Here is a 19,199-nt window from a genome sequence, read left to right on the forward strand (position 1 = left end):
TGTCTTGCCAATGACGTAAGGGAACCCCATGCTTCGGCTCAAACCTGCCACCATTGCCGCTTGCCTGTTACCGCTGGGCCTGGTGGGCTGTGATCACGTATCGACCGTCGACGATCCACGTAATAAGCCGCCGTTAGTGAGAACGGCGGTGGTTGAAGATGCGGTCGATATCTCCCGTGCATTCACCGGCGTCGTGGTCGCCCGAACTCAAAGTGATTTGGGATTCCGTGTCTCCGGCAAGATACTGGAACGTCTGGTCGATACCGGTCAGTCCGTCAAGCGCGGTCAGCCGCTGATGCGACTGGATCCGGTTGATCTTGGCTTGCAGGCACGAGCACAACAACAAGCAGTGGCGGCCGCCCGGGCGCAGGCTCGGCAGGCGACTGCCGATGAGACACGTTACCGTGGGCTAGTCACAACCGGCGCTGTTTCGGCTTCAGCCTATGATCAGATCAAAGCGGCTGCGGATACCGCAAAGGCGCAACTCAGCGCCGCAGAAGCTCAGGCAGATGTTGCGCATAATGCGTCCGAGTATGCTGTTTTGCTGGCTGACACCGATGGTGTGGTGATGGATACGCTCGCCGAGCCAGGACAAGTTGTCAGTGCAGGGCAACCCGTAGTGCGACTGGCACGCGCGGGGCAACGAGAGGCCATAGTACATCTACCGGAAACGTTGCGTCCGGCCATCGGCAGCGTGGCTATGGCCCGATTGTATGGCCACAACGCGGGAGAGGTTCCTTCAACATTACGCCTGCTTTCTGATGCCGCCGATCCTTCCACCCGGACGTTCGAGGCAAGGTATGTACTTAACGGTCCGCTGGCAGGGGCGCCCTTAGGAGCGACCGTCAGCCTCGATATTGTCAAAAATGAAAGTACGGCGACAATGCGTCAGGTCCCCATAGCAGCGCTGTTTGATCCAGGCCAGGGGGCCGGCGTATGGGTTATCGCTGGTAAGCAGGCAACCGTATCCTGGCGCCCCATACAAGTCCTTAGCATCAGCGACGATGTCGCGATGGTTACCGGCAATCTTAATGCAGGTGAGCAGATTGTGGCATTGGGAGCCCATTTGCTGCGAGACGGTGAACAGGTAAGGGTGACATCCGCTTTACCGGGAGCCGTCTATGAGTGAAGGACGCTTTAATCTCTCGGCGCTTGCCGTTCGCGAACGGGCTATTACGCTGTTCCTGATTCTTCTTATCGCAGTTGCCGGTATCCTTGCGTTCTTTGAACTGGGACGGGCAGAAGATCCTCCATTTACGGTTAAACAGATGACGGTTATCACCGCATGGCCGGGGGCGACTGCACAGGAAATGCAGGATCAGGTCGCCGAACCGCTCGAAAAACGGATGCAGGAACTAAAATGGTATGACCGCACCGAGACTTATACACGCCCAGGGCTAGCTTTCACCCTAGTGTCACTGGCAGACAAAACACCGCCTTCCGAGGTGCAGGAAGTTTTCTATCAGGCACGCAAGAAGCTGGGTGATGAGACTAAAAACTTACCCGCGGGCGTCATTGGGCCAATGGTCAATGACGAGTTCTCTGACGTGACCTTTGCGCTGTTTGCACTAAAAGCCAAGGGAGAACCGCAGCGTCTGTTGGTTCGCGATGCAGAATCTTTACGCCAACGTTTACTGCATGTACCCGGTGTTAAGAAGGTCAATATCATTGGGGAACAGGCCGAGCGTATCTTTATTTCATTCTCCCACGATCGGCTCGCCACATTGGGGGTTACCCCTCAAGAGATTTTTTCTGCGCTAAACAGTCAAAATGCCTTAACGCCCTCGGGGTCGATTGACACCCACGGACCGCAGGTCTTCCTCCGCCTTGACGGTGCCTTCAACACCCTGGCCAAGATTCGCGCCACGCCCATTGTGGCGCAAGGACGAACTCTGAAGCTTTCGGACGTCGCGACAGTGGAGCGCGGCTATGAAGACCCGGCGACCTTTATTATTCGCAACAACGGCGAACAGGCTTTGCTGTTGGGTATTGTGATGCGTGAAGGGTGGAACGGACTGGATTTAGGGAAGGCGCTTGATGCTGAGACTTCCAAGATAAACGCGGATATGCCGCTGGGTATGACGTTCACTAAAGTGACCGATCAGTCAGTTAATATCCGTTCCGCCGTTAATGAGTTTATGGTGAAGTTCTTCGTTGCACTTCTGGTAGTGATGGTAGTTTGCTTCGTCAGTATGGGGTGGCGAGTGGGCGTTGTCGTCGCGGCTGCTGTCCCCTTGACGCTGGCAGTCGTGTTTGTCGTCATGGCAGCCACCGGCAAAAACTTTGATCGTATCACCTTGGGCTCGCTGATACTGGCGCTGGGATTGCTGGTTGACGACGCTATCATCGCCATTGAAATGATGGTGGTGAAGATGGAGGAAGGTTACGACCGTATCAAAGCCTCCGCCTATGCCTGGAGCCACACCGCCGCCCCTATGCTGGCGGGGACACTGGTGACAGCGATTGGATTTATGCCTAACGGTTTTGCGCAGTCAACGGCTGGTGAGTACACCAGTAATATGTTTTGGATTGTCGGTATCGCGCTGATCGCCTCTTGGGGGGTTGCGGTGTTCTTTACGCCGTATTTAGGGGTTAAGATGTTGCCGGACATCAAGAAGGTTGAAGGCGGGCACGCGGCAATCTATAACACTCGCCACTATAATCGTTTCCGCCGCTTACTGACCCGTGTCATCACCCGTAAATGGTGGGTGGCCGGTGCGGTGATTGCCGCCTTTATCGTGGCCATCCTTGCTATGGGGCAGGTAAAAAAGCAGTTTTTCCCCACCTCCGACCGTCCTGAAGTGTTGATCGAGGTGCAAATGCCTTATGGTACCTCCATCGAGCAGACTCGTGTTGCCACCGAGAAAATTGAAACCTGGCTGAAAAAACAAGGTGAGGCCAAGATCGTTACGTCCTATATCGGTCAAGGCTCACCACGCTTTTATCTGGCGATGGCGCCAGAGCTGCCCGATCCATCGTTTGCAAAAATTGTGGTGCTCACCGACACCCCGTCAGCCCGTGAGGCATTAAAATTCCGCCTGCGAGCGGCGGTGGCAGATGGACTGGCCGCAGAAGCGCGAGTGAGAGTCACCCAGTTGGTGTTTGGCCCGTATTCGCCATTCCCGGTTGCGTATCGTGTTATGGGACCGAACGCCGATAAACTGCGTGAGATTACAGGCCAGATCGAGGCCGTGTTGCAAGCCAGCCCGATGATGAGAACCGTCAATGCCGACTGGGGACCACGCGTGCCGACGCTGCATTTCTCTTTGGATCAAGACCGGTTGCAAGCCGTGGGGTTAACGTCAAACAGCGTGGCGCAACAACTGCAATTTCTGCTCTCAGGTGTACCGATTACTACGGTGCGCGAAGACATTCGTGCCGTGCAGGTTGTAGGACGTGCGGCAGGGGACATTCGACGCGATCCCGCCAAGATTGAAGGCTTTACTCTGGTGGGGTCTGCCGGGCAGCGTATTCCGTTGTCGCAGGTGGGTGAAGTCGATGTACGGATGGAGGATCCCATTTTGCGGCGACGCGACCGTACCCCAACGATGACTGTGCGAGGGGATATTGCAGAAGGGCTGCAACCACCAGATGTTTCCACAGCGATACTAAAAGAACTCCAGCCGGTAATCGACCAACTGCCTGCCGGTTATCGCATCGAGCAAGCGGGGTCGATTGAAGAGTCAGCCAAAGCAACCAAAGCAATGTTGCCACTATTCCCAATCATGATTGCGCTGACGCTATTGGTCATCATTTTGCAGGTACGCTCTATGTCGGCAATGGTCATGGTGTTTCTCACTGCGCCGTTGGGCCTGATTGGCGTCGTCCCCACATTACTGCTGTTCCAACAACCATTTGGCATCAACGCCTTGGTAGGTTTGATAGCACTGTCGGGTATTTTAATGCGAAATACCCTGATCCTGATTGGGCAAATTGCTCATAATCAAAAAGCAGGCATGGATCCGTTTAATGCCGTGGTGGAAGCCACAGTACAACGAGCTCGTCCAGTGTTGCTCACGGCGTTGGCAGCCATATTGGCGTTTATCCCACTGACCCATTCGGTATTCTGGGGCACACTGGCATACACGTTGATCGGCGGCACCTTCGGTGGAACTATCATGACTTTGGTATTCCTGCCCGCCATGTACGCTATCTGGTTTAAGATCCGTCCTGACAAGGCATAACGTGATGATATTGTCACTTGTTTGCACGATAAAAGACTTCACTGGGCGAAGCCAACAATGGAGAAGGTCAAGATGTTGAAGAATATGTTCACACATTTTCCTGACGCCGCACTTAAGGCCGAAGCTGAAATCTTCGAGACAGTGTTATCGCAACCGAATGTGCATATTGAACGCATCATCTCTACCGGGCAATCAAGCCCGCCGGACTTCTGGTATTGCCAGCCGCAAAGTGAGTGGGTCATCGTATTACAGGGTTCTGCCGGCTTGCGGTTCGAGCATGAATCGGAGATACGGGTAATGAACGTCGGCGACTTTGTGAATATTCCGGCACAAAGCCGCCATCGCGTTGAATGGACAGATTTAAGCGGGCCGACGATTTGGTTAGCGGTTCATTACGGGTGAAAAAATCCCATGAAAGTAACCCTTAAATTTTAAATCGCGTCGGTCGATAAATTTCAGGAATGGCCAGGTTCTTGCCGGAAATCAGTTCTTCACTGACCATTCGCCCTACAGTGGCTGCACAGGTCACGGCAGGGTGCATAACAGCAACATAAACGCCTGTGACGCCACCCACGAACCCCATGACGGGATAACCGTCATGCAGCATCGGACGTTGACCCACAGATTGTCGGAGTAAATGGACTGATTCCGTCCCTTTCAGACTCTGTTTAATTGCTGCTAATGTTTCCAAAGCCACGTCTTCTGTGCTGCCCGTTGCTGGATAATCCTCTGCCGCCAGAATATCGCCATTCCGGGCATGACGAACCTCAATATCATTCCCCGAAATCAGAGTATTAACAACACGTTCACTGATACCGTATCGTAGCAAAATGGCTGGCGAAGCCATGACCGGGAGCGAGATCCCAATGGTTGTTAGCAGGGGAGAAATGCCTGTTCCGCAAGCCAGAATGACACTATCTGCGTTTACTACTTCGCGTGGTGTTTGAATGCCAGTGATTTGGCTTCCCGTTTTGATAAACCCGGTTACAGGGGTTTGAGTTTTCACTGTTGCACCAAGACTCCGGGCTTTATTCAATAGCACACGGGTAGCGTCTTCCGGATCAACAGCGCCATCTTGTTTCGCATAATATGCCCATAGCGGGGGAGCATTCATCGCGGGTTCAAGTTGGGAAATGTCAGACTGTTTAAGTATTTTTTCTTTATCTTGTTGGCCTGATAAAGCATCACCGTAACTCAGTGCGCCACCCCAGTGAACCGAGAGTTCCGGCACTTCTTGCTCAAGCCGATGCCAGTCTTCCACCGAAGCGCGACGAAGAAGTATATCTGGTGCATCATCGCTCACGGTTGTGTGGATCCAACCAAAAGAGCTGCCCGTTGCGCCTGATGCAGGTTCACTTTGATCAATGACAGTCACTTTGACACCGCGAGTGGCCAAGTGGAAAGCAATGGAGGCGCCCACAATCCCTGCACCCACAATAATCATATGTTTTTCAGCGCTGTACATACTGGCTTCCTGGCGTAAAAAGGGGGCCTGACTATCTCATAAAATAGCCATTTCGTGGATAGAAATACAGGAATCGTTTTTTGATTTATGCGTATGTAAGGCATTCACTTAAAAAGGTGAGTAGCGTTCCATTTTAGTGACAGCGTCACGTTATTAAGTTAAATACACACGCATTCAAGTGAGTAAAAGGCTGGCATGTTGACCGATTCAGCGGAATGTATGAGACCCGCCATCAACAACGCATGTTCTACGACGTCTGTCTGAGCGCCTGGAGGATAACGTTGAATGCTGCTGAGGATTGTAAACGGCTGGTGTAGTACAAGTAGTACTCAGGATAGGTGATACAAAATTCGTCCAATACTGTGACAAGTTTGCCTGCATCGATGTGATTTTGTGCTAACACCTTGGGAACAAAAGCAAAACCATAACCATCAACAGAAGCCTGAAGCGCCTGGTTGATACCGTTGACGACGATTTGCCCGTTTACCCGCAGTTTGTGCTCCTGCCCGTCAATGGCAAAAATCCAGGCTAAAGGTTCATGCGTGGGCAACAGCAAATTGATGCAGGAAAATGTCAGTAATTCACTTGGGACCGCGGGAGAATTGTGTGTTGCAAGGTACTGCGGGGAGGCGATCACCACCATCTGATGTTTGTTGCTGATGGGTATGGCGATCATATCTTTGGCGATCAAACCACCACGCCTTACGCCCGCATCAAAACGTTCTTTGGCGATATCAACCAAACCATAATCCGTGATGAGTTCCAATTTGACGTCGGGGTAATTTTTAAGGACCGGGGATAATTTAGGCCATAGGATTTGTTGAATAGCGTACTCATCGGCCGAAATACGCACCGTACCAGTAGGTTTTTCTCGCAGATCAGCTAATTGTTCAAGCCCTAATGAGATCTCTTCGATAGCCGGACCAATAAGGCTGAGCAGTCGCTCTCCGGCATCAGTCAGCGTAAGACTTCGGGTGGTTCTGTTCAAAAGTTTAAGCTGTAGCCTACGTTCCAGACTGCTGATCGTTTGGCTGACGGCAGATTGCGACGTACCCGCTTTTGCTGCTGCGCGAGTAAAGCTCCCTTCCTGAGCGACCGCCATAAAGGTGACCAGATCATTGAGGTTCTCTTTTATCATTTTATAAGCCCAACTTATAACTGAAATCTGATTATCCCCGCTAATCAAAATGAATGTCCAGTCTTAAGATGACTCATGCCATCAGTCAGTAGAAAACAAAAGTCTTACTGACCGCCGAATACTTATGAGGAGCGTGATGATGAACCAGAAGATAAGCTTCATTAATACCAACAACCCGATGATCTCTTTATCCGCTGTTATCTATTTCCCACCAGAGTTTAATGAAAACCGTCAATATCCAGCGATTGTCGTTTCACATCCTGGTGGTGGTGTTAAAGAGCAAACCGCTGGCACTTACGCCAAAAAATTGGCAGAGCAGGGTTTTGTCACCATAGCCTATGATGCCTCTTATCAGGGCGAAAGCGGCGGTGAGCCACGCCAGTTGGAAAACCCTTACATTCGTACCGAAGACGTCAGCGCGGTGATTGATTATCTGACTACGCTACCTTACATCGACAACGCACGCATCGGTGCCATGGGGATCTGTGCTGGGGCTGGTTATACCGTTAATGCCGCCATTCAGGATCGCCGCATCAAGGCTATCGGTACCGTCAGCGCAGTCAATATCGGTTCTATGTTCCGTAACGGTTGGGAAAATAATGTGAGCTCCATTGATGCATTGCCATTAGTGGAGGTGGGTTCCAATGCACGTACACAAGATGCCAACAGTACCGATATCGGCACCATGCCGCTGGCACCGATGAAGGAAGCTGATGCACCAAATGAGGAGTTGCGCCAGGCCTGGGAGTATTACCACACGCCGCGAGCGCAATGTCCGACTGCACCTGGATTCGCCACACTCCGCAGTCTGAACCAAATTATCACGTATGACGCTTACCACATGGCAGAAGTCTACCTGACGCAGCCGCTACAGATTGTGGCCGGTAGCGTGGCTGGCAGTAAATGGATGAGTGACGATATCTACGACCGCGCAGCCAGCGATGATAAGCGTTACCACATTGTCGAAGGTGCTAACCATATGGATATGTACGATGGAGAAGGCTATGTCACAGAGGCCGTTTCTGTCCTGGCTCCGTTCTTTGAGGAGACACTGTAATGAAAAATGTTCAAATCCAAAACGCAGATATGGCTTGGCACATTGCAGCCAACATTCATTTACCGGCGGGCTTTGATGAGTCGAAGAAGTACCCGACGATCGTTAGTGTACATCCGTTCGGAAGCTGCAAAGAACAGACTTCGGGTAATGTTTATGGCAAAGCGTTAGCCGAAGCCGGCTACGTGGTAATTGCCTACGACGCCAGCTTCCAGGGGGAGTCCGGTGGATTTCCTCGCTGGATTGAAGATCCCACTCAGCGTGTAGAAGATATCAGCCGGGTTATCGATTATGCCGTGACTTTACCGTATGTTGATGCTGAACGTATCGGCGTGCTGGGGATTTGTGGCGGAGGCGGTTATGCCATCAATGCCACCTTGACGGAGAAACGCATCAAGGCGGTAGTGAGCATCACAGGTGTTAACGTAGGCAGACTCTTCCGCGAAGGCTTCAGCAATTACGATCCACTCGGTGCGTTACAGGCCATGGCAACACAGCGCACGGTGGAAGCACGTGGTGGAGAGCTCCAGATCAATGAATTACTTCCCGCCAATCCAGAAGTGGCCAAAACGCATGGTCTGACAGAGCGTGATGTTTTTGAAGCCACGGATTATTACAAAACGCCACGCGGGCAACAGCCAGGAGGAACCACGCGCATGCTGTTTTCTCACGCACAGAAAACGTTAGCCTGGGACGCATTTGCTTTTGCAGAAACGCTGCTCAATCAGCCAATGATGGTTGTCGTTGGTGAGAAAGTCGGTGCCTTTGGTGCATTCCGTGATGGCATGGAGGTGTATGGCAGGGCGACAGTATCGAAACACCGCGAGCTGGTTTCACTGCCTGACTTTTCCCATTACGAACTGTACGACAAACCCGAAGCGGTTCGTGCAGCATTGGACAAGGTGATACCGTTCCTGGACACGCATTTGACCTAACCATTTACAACCGCGAACAGGCGGGCATTTGCCCGCCAAACTACCAAGATTGCTTATTTGTGCTAGGCTCCCGGCCCAATAAGTTGCCGTTGGATTTCCGCCCCAGGCATCATCGCCAACAGTCCCTCAATCAACATATCACCGGCGTCATGCAATGCTGATAAGGGCATTTCTGGCAGGCTTTCCAGGATAAACCACATCTGCTGACTTTCTACACTGAGGCGCGTTCTTACACCTTGGCGCCAGTTCCATCGCCGGCAGGTCACGCCCACATCATCACGCCATATCACTTCGCCAGATTCTGGTGACTCATAAGCAGGCAAACCTTCCTTCATGGTATCGAACTGTTCGCTTGCGTCTGCCAGGGTCAACCGCGGTGTGCCAACATAGGCTGCCAGATTTTCTCCACCCACCGGGATGGCATAACGCAGACTGACTGCATTATAAAGATCAACGATAGGATCGAGCCCCGTCAGTTCACCATCACGGAGCACTCTTTTACGCAGTGCTTCGGCAGAACAGGGGGTGCGCTTAGGTTTAGCACCAAAGCGTTTGAATACTTCGGCCCATGCTGCCAAGTGTGCTTCTGCCCATTCAGGTTCACCAACGGAAACCGCTTGGCAGGCCTGTTTTAGCGCAAGCTCACCCATCTCAGGATGGGTTACTGCCGCGGCTTTAACCAGGATGCTGAGCGCCCGAAAACCCGGAGCCATATTGGCAATATCGGTATCAATTGACGGAATAACAGAAAACATCGGATAATCCTATAATGACTAATTTATTTCATGATATCGACCAATGACCAATAAAGTCAATAAATCGACCGACTCTGGTGCGGACATTCATTTAGTCAGCGAAGCCGTCGCTGAGCGGATTAAAGCCTTTCGTAAACAAAAAAAACTTTCACTCGATGAGCTTTCACGACGTGCCGGTGTCAGTAAGGGCATGCTGGTAGAAATCGAAAAGTGCCAGGCCAACCCCAGCATTGCCATGCTGTGTAAGATCGCGGCGGCTATGGGGTTGTCGGTGGCAGATATTGTCGATGTGGCCAGCAAGCCGCCGGTGCATCTGATCCAGAAAGAGGAGATCCCAATTTTATGGACAGGCGAAAAGGGGGGAAGTGCCCGATTGCTGGCTGGCACCAGTGGTCCGGATATGGTTGAACTCTGGCGTTGGCACATGCATCCTGGTGAACAGTTTTCTTCTCCTGGGCATCCTGTCGGCACCTGTGAGCTGTTGCATGTGGAAAAAGGGACACTCCAACTTTCTGTCGGCGATACAACGTTGATCGTTCCAGCCAGTTGTTCAGCCGTAGCCAAAACGGATTTTCCACACCAATATGCCAACAACAGCCATGAAGAGCTTGTCTTTACTATGACAGTTGCAGAATTGCACGCTTAAAACTGCACTGTAAGCTCGTCTACTGTGGGGGCATTTCACTTAGGCTGACCGTTGCCGTACGCCCGGCGATCAAGGTTATGCCGCTGGGCACTTCATCAATGGCAACACGCACCGGAATACGCTGAGCCAAACGGATCCAGCTGAAGGTTGGATTGACGTTAGCGAGCAGATTGCCAGTGGCAGTGGTGCGTTCACTGTCATTGATGCCAGCGGAAAGTCCATCGACATGGCCATACAGTGGCCGTTGTTCACCCATGATGCGAATAATGACCTTATCACCGTTTTGAATTTGCCCCAGTTTGGTTTCCTCGAAATATCCGGCAATGTAGAAGCTGTTGGAATCTACCAATGCCATGATCGGCTGGCCTGCGGTCGCGTAGGCACCAGGCCGTAAAGAGAAGTTGGTGATGACACCATCTACCGGCGCATAGAGATCGGCACGCTGCAGGTTGATACGTGCTAACGCCTGATCGGCCAGGGCTTGGTCCAGATTGGCCTTGGCCAGCGACTGTGCATCACGGTGGTTGTCGCGCTCCTGCTGCGAAATCGCCGATTGCAATGCCTGATAACGCTGGTTCTCACGTCGTGAGGAAGCCAATTGTACGCTGGCGCGTTCCACGGCGGCGTCTGCCTGTTCCAGCGCGTTACGTAGACGCACTTTATCCAAAGTGAGTAGAAGCTGCCCTTTGTGCACCACCTGGTTATCGTGGATATGTACAGTGTCCACTTTACCGGAGACATCCGTAGCCAATGGCACCACGTCGGCGCGGATCTTGCCGTCACGGGTTTGCGGCGCATAGGTGTAATAGAGGTAAAGCTGCCACAACACCCATAACGCGGCCAACACGGCAATAAGGGTCAGCGCGGGGCGCAGAAGGACGACGGTACGTTCACGAAACATGGAATCCTCAGGGAGTAGTTAACAATTTAAGGCCATAGAAAAACAGTCCGGCCAAAATGAGAAATAAGGCGGTGTCGAATAATGGGCGCTGTGCCACCAAACGGTAGACCCCCGCGACACTCAACATCCATGACAGCACCATGCGCAGGAAAAATGCGCATACCAAACACAGCAGCAGCGGCGAAATGAAAACGCCATCAATATTGATTTCACCAATCATATTATGGGGTCCAGTGCAAAGCCGTAGGGAAGTGCAGCAACCGTAGTCGCGTGAGCGGCCGCAACATACGCCGGTCATTTTGCTGCCAGGCTTGTTGCAGCCCAGCGTCGATCTGGCTCAACAGCGTCGACGGTGTTTCTGCGGACAGGGATAGTTGGCGGAACGCAGTAAGTAACCCAGCGAGCCACACAGTACCGTTGTTGAATTCACCGGCTTGCTGCAACCGAATCAGATCGATGCCGGTCTTTAATCTGACCAACAGCTGCGGACTGCGATCGGACTGACCGATGGCGGACAAGCGACTTCCCAGGGCTGTAATGCGATCTAAGGTCCGTGCCTGATAGCGCTGCAAGTCTCGTTCGGAAACGTGCCGATTGATGCGCAGCATCTCGTGAGCATCTTGTCGCATCAACCGAACGACTGCCTGGTCGGTACCCCAGCGTCGGAACAGCGCCGCGCACAAGAAAGCGACATAGACGCCGATCAACGTACCTGTGGTACTTTCCAGATACAGTCCCATATTGTTTGCTGCGTAGTGCCCCTGAAAGTTGACGTTGCTGAGTGACAGCGCGATCGCAAGCGTAGCCAGCGGATTGCTTGCAGCCCACACACCCAGTGGCAATAGAAAAAGGCCCATCACAACCAGGAAGCTGCCGTAATCTCCGGCCAACGGCAACAACACGTAACTGAGCAGGGCGCCAAGGGCCATGGCGATGGCAGCGAAACGTCCAAAGGTCGCAATGGTGGTACCGGGGTTATCGCCAGAACCGAAGAAAGCAATAGCGACGATCCCCATCAGCACCATGTTGGCACCCTGTTCCCAGCCAGTGAAATACCATAAGCCGCACAGCAGGATGTAGGTTGTCAAAATACCAGCGAACATACGTACTGCCATGCCAGTATCTGGCGGCGGTGAGAATACGCGGTTGCGCATCATCTGCGACTGAAGTACCGCAGGCAAGGGTTCGCCATCAAGAAAAGCATTCAATTGTTGAACCTCGGTCCATAGCGTCAACCATTGATCGATGTGTTCCACCAGTTCGTCGACAATCAATTTCTCCCACGGCGAAAGTAATTCGTCGGAGGGTAACAGGGCGATCAAGGGCTTAGATTTTTGCGTATTTTCGCCGGCCTGATGACGTACACCATCCAACCAGGGGCGCAGCACCGGACGTAGGCTTATTGGCAAAGCAGCAATGCTGCTACCTATGGAAGAAAGCAGTGGCACGATTTGCAATACTCGCTGCTGTATCGATATTGCCGCCTGGCGGGTGCTTTTATCGACCGAACTGTCATAACCGAGAGTGGTCATCATCTGATTAAACGAAGCGATATCGCTCAACAAGCGAATGCGATCCGCTTCGGCCTGTACGTCGCCAGTATTGCCATCGAGACTGTCTTTTTGCCAACTCTCCAGGTCAGATAACCAGCCTTTCAACCGTGTGCGCAATACTGGCGCCAAAGACGAAGGGAACAGCACGCTGTCTACCAGCGTTACCGCCAGGATCCCTAGGCAGATCTCTGTGACGCGGGTTACCACCATAGTGAACATGGTGTCTGGGTGGTTAATGTAGGCAATGGCAACCAGCATCATGGTGATGGCGCCCAACTGAAAGAAGTAAGCACGCGGCGTGCGGTCGAGGTAAGAGATACTCAGCATCACCGAAGAGGACAAGCCAGCAACAGCAATCAACAGCACCGGGGTGTTGCTGAGAAATGCCGAGATCGCCAGCGTCAGCACGCCAGCAAATAGGGTGCCGCAAAAACGGTAGGTAGCACGGGCGCGCACGGCGCCACTGACCGGATTGCTCAGCACGCAGCAGGTTACCATTGCCCAATAGGGATTTTGCAGACCGATGTTTTCCGCCAGCGCAAAGGCCAACATGGCCGAAATAAATAGCTTCACTGCATATAACAGTTGCGGTTTGCCTACTCTCATTCCTCATTGCCAGCTTGTTGCAGGTATTGACTGGCGCGATCTTCGAACAGACGCAGAATGCGTGTGGCAGTTTCGATATCTTCCAACGGCACGTCGTGCATCAGCTCGACCCGCAGTTTGTCCGCTGCGGCTTCGATTTTTTTTGCCAATTCGGCACCGGCAGGCAGGATACGTAGGGTTTTAAACCGACGATCGCCTGCCGATTCCTGTCGTTCAAGAAAGCCTAGCGCCGATGCCTGATCCAGCAGGCGCACCAGCGCACCAGGATTGACGCCGACTTCTTCCGCCAGATCGCGCTGATTAATACCTTGCGGATTGCGGTGTACCCATACCACGACGGTTGCCAGCGACATAGAGATGCCGGATTTTGCTATCACCAACGTCGCAGCTTGCTTCCACACTCGGCGAACCGGTTGCAGTGCATTGGTGAGGGCATAGAGGGATTTTTCTTTTGATAACATGGGGGACCTCAATAAACAGTGCATATAGATTAAATGGCAACAGTTGCTTTGGCAATTAATTTTATACATCAAAATCAGTGATCATCGAGAATGAAAAACACGATAAAAGTGACGACGTCACATAAAGTAGATCTTATAAGCTGTTATTTAATGGGCATTGTGTACTCAACGTGACTATTGACAGACCTATCCTGATGAGGAATTTTATAATGAACAAAAATTAGCTTTATTCATTACCAACAACCCCATGATCTCTTTAACAACCGGAAGCGGTACGTTAAGCATTGGGCAAGATGGCCCCGATCCTAAACATATCGCTGATCTGACAGTGATAAAGGTAGGTTGGCATGGCGCGTTTTGAAGAGATCTGCAGAGGGATTAGTGCCAAATGTTTTCAGATTTCACGTAGCGCGATCAAAAAAAGGAGGGTGTTTTGACCGATTCGACACAACTATTGGCATTAATCCAATCCCTGGAAGTTAAGCTGCACCAGCCAGCAACGAGAAACAGCATCACGTCGGTTAGTGAGTTGCTGCATGATGAATTTAAAGAGATTGGGCGTTCAGGTAATTACTATGATAAACAGCAAACTCTGGCAGCACTTCAAATAGAACGTGGTCAGGCATCGATTTATTCCGAAGGGTTTAAGCTAGCCATCATTGCCGAAGGTGCGGTATTGCTGACGTATCGTAGCTTTCATCGCAGTGATGATGGTGGTGTTACTCGATGTACATTGCGCTCATCGATCTGGTTGTTATCTGCAAAAGACAATGGCGATCAATGGCAGATGCGTTTTCATCAGGGCACGCCGACGAGTTGTTGACACGGTAAATGTTGAGCCACAAATAATCACCAATGAATTGACGTTGGTTGCTGACAGAACCGCTAAAGAGAAAGGTGAGGCGAGTTATAGCCGGAATGGACAGCCTGGTGCGTAGCTATCAATGCAATTTAACTTATGTTGACTTACTATTCAGTTCATAAGTCTAATTTATTTATCATGTTGTTATATATAAAATTTATCCAATATTCACCTTATTCACTCACAATCAACTTCATGAACCACCTAAGAATGGATGTTTTATAGTCGTTTCCCATCCCTAATCTACAGTCTATGTTCATGAACCATGTGTAAACCTTGCGCTGGTAGGTTCAACCCTATTTTTCATAATTATCCGATTGATCTATTGATCATATCTTTTTTATTGGTAACATTTAGACATAATAAGACCATAAGTAGAGTTTATATCTCTGAGGGCGGTAGCGTTCACAAGCCAAAGTAAATAACGGTTATTTATTATTCCAATGATTTTAATTTCAAATGCATTTAATGCTATGTGTAATGAGTTTAAAAGACATAATAATTGTTAGATAAACTCAAGAACATGAAAAAAATTAATAATGACACTAAATCGGATTTTAACGTCCGACAAGAAAGAGGATAGGCGTAACTCACCGGCTATTACAGTATGCTCAGGCCACACGAATAATCAGAAATAAGTTGGGATAGTCAATGAAGGACTTCGAACGCAAAAAATATAAGACTTTATTTTGATAGCGCTGCATATACAGATGGTTTTTATATGAAATGAATTATACTTATTCTGGGTTGCTTTAGTTCGCACTAAAAATACATGAAAATACAGTGTTGAGGTGTTGTATGAAATTCCCATTCAATAAAAGTTTATCATCCATGACATTATCTCCTGAAAAAATTAAAAATATAACCATTCTCACAAATAATTTTGATAAAATTATTCTTATCAAGGCCATGTCGAATGGGAATAAATTGGGGTATTTGAACTTTACTCAATATGATGGTGCTAATTTAAAATTGGCCGATATTTTTGTTTTTGAAAACTACAGAAATCTAGGTGTTGGTACGGAGCTTCTAAAAAAATCTATTGAGTTAGCTGCTTCATTAGGTGTTAAAAAAATCTTTGGTGTTATGGTCGGAGAAATTGAGAGGCTAACAATTTTTTATAAGTCCTTTGGGTTTTCTATCATAGGAAAAAACATTGAACTTAACCTAACCAAGCTTGATTCTGATCATCACCTCACTGATTAAGAACAAACTCGAGTTAGTAGCTTTATAATAGAATTGCTGACAAACATGCTGATGTGGCGTTTTGTGAAAGAGGGGAATACCATTGTCGACTTATTTTTATTAAAAAACATTAATAATATAGTCTAAGGAGTTTATGCTGTGAATAATTTATATGTAAAAAAAGTTGGTAAAAGTAGTGTTTCATGGATATCTTCAACAGATGAAGTTTTAACTCCTTTGCAGATACTAAATACTTGGAAGGCTAATGATTTCATATTCAAGGAAGAAGATGAAGATAATAATAGGGCGGGGTTACGCCCACCGCAAATTGGCGGGATTCATGCTGCGTTAGGGCATGAGCGATCTGATAGTAGCACCTCGGCCACAATAGTTATGCCAACTGGAACTGGAAAAACAGAAACTATCCTTTCGATAATTATTGCTGGGAAGTTTGATAAAACCTTGGTGGTTGTACCTTCCGATGCTTTAAGAACTCAAATATCAAAGAAATTTTTAGAGTATGAACTACTAAGGAAGTTTGGTCTGATAAATACTAAAATTGAGAATCCAAAAGTTGCTATAATTAACCACGGAGTGAACGATGAAAATGAGTTAAGTGAAATCATCAATTCCAATGTCATTGTCGCCTCTGCTGCTGCACTGAGTCACTTTTCCGATGGTAATATTTCCAAGCTTACTAAGGCATGCTCTCACCTAATTATTGATGAGGCACATCATGTTACAGCGGCAACTTGGGCTAGAATTAAAAAACTATTCAGAAAAAATAAAATATTCCAGTTTACTGCAACTCCATTTAGAACTGATGGTTCAAGACTGGAAGGGAGGATAATATTTAATTACCCCTTAAGAAAGGCCCAGGAAGACAATTACTTTAAACCTATAGAGTTTCATCCTGTTAGAGAGTTTATTGAAGATAACGCAGACAGAGAAATTGCAGAGAAAGCCATATCATTATTAAGAAGTGATCTTTCCTCAGGACTTAATCATATAATCATGGCAAGAGCTTCTACGATAGCTCGTGCAAAAGAAATTTTCATTTTTTATGAAAAACACCCTGATTTAAATCCAATCATTATTAACAACACAACTAAAAAGAAAAAACAGGTAATCGAAGATATCAAAGCTTGCAAACATAGGGTTATTGTCTGTGTTGATATGCTTGGAGAGGGTTTCGATTTGCCACAACTTAAGATTTCGGCAATACATGATCCTCATAAGAGTATAAATGTCATGCTTCAATTCACAGGGCGGTTTACACGTAATACGGCTGGAGTTGGCGATGCCAAATTTGTTGCTAACATAGCTAATGTTGATGTTGGGGAAAGCCTAGATGAATTATACAGAGAAGACTCTGATTGGAATGTCCTTATAAGCAATATCAGTTCGCGAAAGATTCAAGATGAAAAAGATTATGAAAACTTTAAGTCTGGGTTCTCCAATCCTGGGAAATTACTTGAACTTGGATTAACTCCAAATATAAGTACCGTGATTTTTAGCATGAATTTATCCACCTGGAATCCTGAAAGGATATTAAAAAATGGAGGAAGAAATTTTAATGTTTTCGATTCAATAGTCAATGATGAGGAGAACTTGCTTATATTTTCTGTTAAAGCTCTTACAGCAGTTGGCTGGACAGACTCTAAAGAGTTATTTGATGAGTCCTGGGACCTCTACATTGCTTATTATAATAAAAACAAAAAATTACTATTCATTCACTCCTCTGCCAAAGATGGTTTGGTAACAAAGCTTGTTAAAATTATTGCGCCAAGCGCACTCCGTATTCAGGGGGAAAGGGTGTTTAGAACTTTTTCTGGAATAAAAAGATTAAAACTCCAGAATGTAGGCTTGAATAAGAATAGAAAAGGGTTACGTTACTCAATGCATACAGGGACCGAAATTAATGAGCAGATTCCTGATGTAGAGGCGAAAAGAGCCACAAAATCTAATATATTCGGTAAAGGATACGAAGATGGGAAATTAGTTACCATTGGTGGATCTCATAAAGGTAAAATATGGTCTATGGATAGCGACTCCATTGAGAAATGGATATTGTGGTGCGATAAACAAGCGAAAAAAATACTTGATGACACCATCGATACTAACGCTGTTTTTACTACTGCCATGCGCATGGATGAAATTGATAAATTACCAAGTTTAGAAATAATTGCCGTTGAGTGGCCTAATGAGATTTTAAGACGGAATGAACAAAAAATAAAAATATCAACAGATAATTGGGACGAGAATTTTTTATATTGTGAGCTTTCTTTAGCTAATGGACAGCCAATAGATAAAAAATCATTTCATTTAGAATTAAAAACCAAAGATAACGCCTGTAGTATCATAGGTACTTTTACTGCCAAAGGTCAAATAGAGTTTGAGTCAAGTGATAATTTGAAGATAGAGTTTGGTGAGAAAATATTGTTGTTAAAGGACTTTTTAAATGAATATCCGCCAATTCTATTCTTAGAGGACACTTCCTTTATTGACGGAGGGTTGAGAGTCCTCCCTCATGAAGATTACGAGTATTTGTATTCTCTTGACAATGTTGAAGATTGGAAATGGACAGGGGTGGATATATCTGTTGAGTCACAAACTTCCTCGAGACTCCCTCAATCAATTCAATATCATACCATTAAAAAAATTTCGAATAATTATGATTTTATATTTGACGACGATGGTTCTGGCGAAGTGGCAGATATTGTTGCAATCAAAAACATCAATGATATGGAATTAATCATCCATTTGTACCACTGTAAATATTGTTCTAAAGTAAAAGGGGTAGCAAAACCTGGAGCTAGAATTGATGATATCTATCAAGTTGTAGGCCAAGCTGTTAAAAGCGTTAGGTGGTTTTCTAACAAAGAGCAACTTATCCTGCGGTTAATGGAAAGAGAGAAAGGTCGTCTTGCTAAAGGATTACCTTCAAGGATTAACAAGGGAAAGTATGAGGATTTAATTCACCTCGCGAAGATTTCCAGATATTCAACTTTTAATTTGGGAATTACAGTTGTACAACCTGCAGTATCTAAAAAGGTTATGTCCCGTGAACAACTTATTGTTCTTGGCGCAACGGAAGCATATATAGATGATGTAACGGGCGTTAAACTTCGAGTAATTGTTAACGAATGATTATTTTATTAGATGATTTTTAAATAAAATATCAACATTCGAAATTAACTTGTACCAGGATAATATCGCCATGTGTGAATCACTGTTCGGCGGGCATCGCCGAACGCTTACAGTACAGGCCTATATGCTAGCCAATAAGGCAGAAGCGGCATTCCGGCTTTTGCAGCAATACGGCCCAGAGCTGATCGTACCCGACTATATCCAGGAGGCGCACTGTAAATATTGTTCTAAAGTAAAAGGGGTAGCAAAACCTGGAGCTAGAATTGATGATATCTATCAAGTTGTAGGCCAAGCTGTTAAAAGC

16 protein-coding genes and 1 pseudogene are annotated in these 19,199 nt (G+C 47.9%); 10 read left to right on the forward strand and 7 right to left on the reverse strand.

Annotation, left to right across the window (positions count from 1 at the left end; all coding sequences use genetic code 11):
- The first annotated feature begins 28 nt into the window (after positions 1–28).
- The 3 genes from SGR01S_RS00885 to SGR01S_RS00895 all read left to right on the forward strand — a co-directional run bounded on the left by SGR01S_RS00885 (position 29) and on the right by SGR01S_RS00895 (position 4,586).
- Positions 29–1,129, forward strand: coding sequence for an efflux RND transporter periplasmic adaptor subunit (locus tag SGR01S_RS00885; protein WP_037415273.1), 1,101 nt, complete (start codon positions 29–31; stop codon positions 1,127–1,129).
- On the forward strand, positions 1,122–4,184 hold the full coding sequence (locus SGR01S_RS00890) for an efflux RND transporter permease subunit (RefSeq protein WP_061806239.1): 3,063 nt from the start codon (positions 1,122–1,124) through the stop codon (positions 4,182–4,184). The genes SGR01S_RS00885 and SGR01S_RS00890 overlap by 8 nt, the downstream gene beginning before the upstream one ends.
- 72 nt (positions 4,185–4,256) lie before the next feature.
- Entirely contained in the window at positions 4,257–4,586 is a 330-nt protein-coding gene (locus SGR01S_RS00895; RefSeq protein WP_061806240.1) for a cupin domain-containing protein, read from the forward strand.
- A gap of 22 nt (positions 4,587–4,608) precedes the next feature.
- Here the strand turns inward: SGR01S_RS00895 and SGR01S_RS00900 are convergent, their stop codons facing one another.
- Positions 4,609–5,649: an NAD(P)/FAD-dependent oxidoreductase gene (locus SGR01S_RS00900; RefSeq protein WP_061806241.1), complete on the reverse strand. Its 1,041-nt coding sequence runs from the start codon at positions 5,647–5,649 to the stop codon at positions 4,609–4,611.
- Positions 5,650–5,896: 247 nt separating this feature from the next.
- On the reverse strand, positions 5,897–6,787 hold the full coding sequence (locus SGR01S_RS00905; RefSeq protein ID WP_255212208.1) for a LysR family transcriptional regulator: 891 nt from the start codon (positions 6,785–6,787) through the stop codon (positions 5,897–5,899).
- A 136-nt stretch (positions 6,788–6,923) separates the two neighbouring features.
- On the opposite strand from SGR01S_RS00905, the gene SGR01S_RS00910 reads away from it, so the two are divergent.
- Both SGR01S_RS00910 and SGR01S_RS00915 read left to right on the forward strand, forming a co-directional pair.
- Positions 6,924–7,844, forward strand: a complete 921-nt coding sequence (locus SGR01S_RS00910) for an alpha/beta hydrolase (protein ID WP_061806242.1) — start codon at positions 6,924–6,926, stop codon at positions 7,842–7,844.
- On the forward strand, positions 7,844–8,776 hold the full coding sequence (locus tag SGR01S_RS00915; protein ID WP_061806243.1) for an alpha/beta hydrolase: 933 nt from the start codon (positions 7,844–7,846) through the stop codon (positions 8,774–8,776). Before SGR01S_RS00910 ends, SGR01S_RS00915 begins: the two co-directional genes overlap by 1 nt.
- 62 nt (positions 8,777–8,838) lie before the next feature.
- On the opposite strand, the gene SGR01S_RS00920 is transcribed toward SGR01S_RS00915, so the two are convergent.
- On the reverse strand, positions 8,839–9,531 hold the full coding sequence (locus tag SGR01S_RS00920; protein WP_037415288.1) for a B3/B4 domain-containing protein: 693 nt from the start codon (positions 9,529–9,531) through the stop codon (positions 8,839–8,841).
- Between the two features lie 43 nt (positions 9,532–9,574).
- Between SGR01S_RS00920 and SGR01S_RS00925 the strand changes: the two genes are divergently transcribed.
- The gene (locus SGR01S_RS00925) at positions 9,575–10,177 is read left to right on the forward strand and encodes a helix-turn-helix transcriptional regulator (RefSeq protein ID WP_061806244.1); all 603 of its coding nucleotides are present in this window, start codon (positions 9,575–9,577) and stop codon (positions 10,175–10,177) included.
- Positions 10,178–10,196: 19 nt separating this feature from the next.
- Here SGR01S_RS00925 and SGR01S_RS00930 read toward each other — a convergent pair whose 3' ends face one another.
- Genes SGR01S_RS00930 through SGR01S_RS00945 form a run of 4 tightly spaced genes read right to left on the reverse strand, consistent with a single transcriptional unit; the run spans position 10,197 to position 13,698 of the window.
- A complete protein-coding gene (locus SGR01S_RS00930; RefSeq protein ID WP_061806245.1) occupies positions 10,197–11,078 on the reverse strand; it encodes an efflux RND transporter periplasmic adaptor subunit in 882 nt (293 codons plus the stop codon).
- A gap of 7 nt (positions 11,079–11,085) precedes the next feature.
- Complete coding sequence (locus tag SGR01S_RS00935; protein ID WP_037415290.1) at positions 11,086–11,298, reverse strand: DUF1656 domain-containing protein; 213 nt, start codon at positions 11,296–11,298, stop codon at positions 11,086–11,088.
- 1 nt (position 11,299) lies between these two features.
- Entirely contained in the window at positions 11,300–13,237 is a 1,938-nt protein-coding gene (locus SGR01S_RS00940; RefSeq protein ID WP_061806246.1) for an FUSC family protein, read from the reverse strand.
- On the reverse strand, positions 13,234–13,698 hold the full coding sequence (locus SGR01S_RS00945; RefSeq protein ID WP_061806247.1) for a MarR family winged helix-turn-helix transcriptional regulator: 465 nt from the start codon (positions 13,696–13,698) through the stop codon (positions 13,234–13,236). The genes SGR01S_RS00940 and SGR01S_RS00945 overlap by 4 nt, the downstream gene beginning before the upstream one ends.
- A 433-nt stretch (positions 13,699–14,131) precedes the next feature.
- On the opposite strand from SGR01S_RS00945, the gene SGR01S_RS00950 reads away from it, so the two are divergent.
- The 4 genes and pseudogenes from SGR01S_RS00950 to SGR01S_RS23530 form a co-directional block, all read left to right on the forward strand.
- Positions 14,132–14,521: a nuclear transport factor 2 family protein gene (locus tag SGR01S_RS00950; RefSeq protein ID WP_061806248.1), complete on the forward strand. Its 390-nt coding sequence runs from the start codon at positions 14,132–14,134 to the stop codon at positions 14,519–14,521.
- Positions 14,522–15,358: 837 nt separating this feature from the next.
- Positions 15,359–15,766: a GNAT family N-acetyltransferase gene (locus SGR01S_RS00955; RefSeq protein ID WP_061806249.1), complete on the forward strand. Its 408-nt coding sequence runs from the start codon at positions 15,359–15,361 to the stop codon at positions 15,764–15,766.
- 138 nt (positions 15,767–15,904) lie between these two features.
- Entirely contained in the window at positions 15,905–18,895 is a 2,991-nt protein-coding gene (locus SGR01S_RS00960) for a DEAD/DEAH box helicase (RefSeq protein WP_061806250.1), read from the forward strand.
- A gap of 22 nt (positions 18,896–18,917) precedes the next feature.
- Positions 18,918–19,106 (forward strand): annotated as a pseudogene (locus SGR01S_RS23530) (ATP-dependent endonuclease); the annotation flags it as partial.
- Between the last annotated feature and the right edge of the window lie 93 nt (positions 19,107–19,199).

The sequence above is a fragment of the Serratia grimesii NBRC 13537 genome (assembly GCF_001590905.1).
Classification (GTDB): Bacteria; Pseudomonadota; Gammaproteobacteria; order Enterobacterales; family Enterobacteriaceae; genus Serratia; species Serratia grimesii.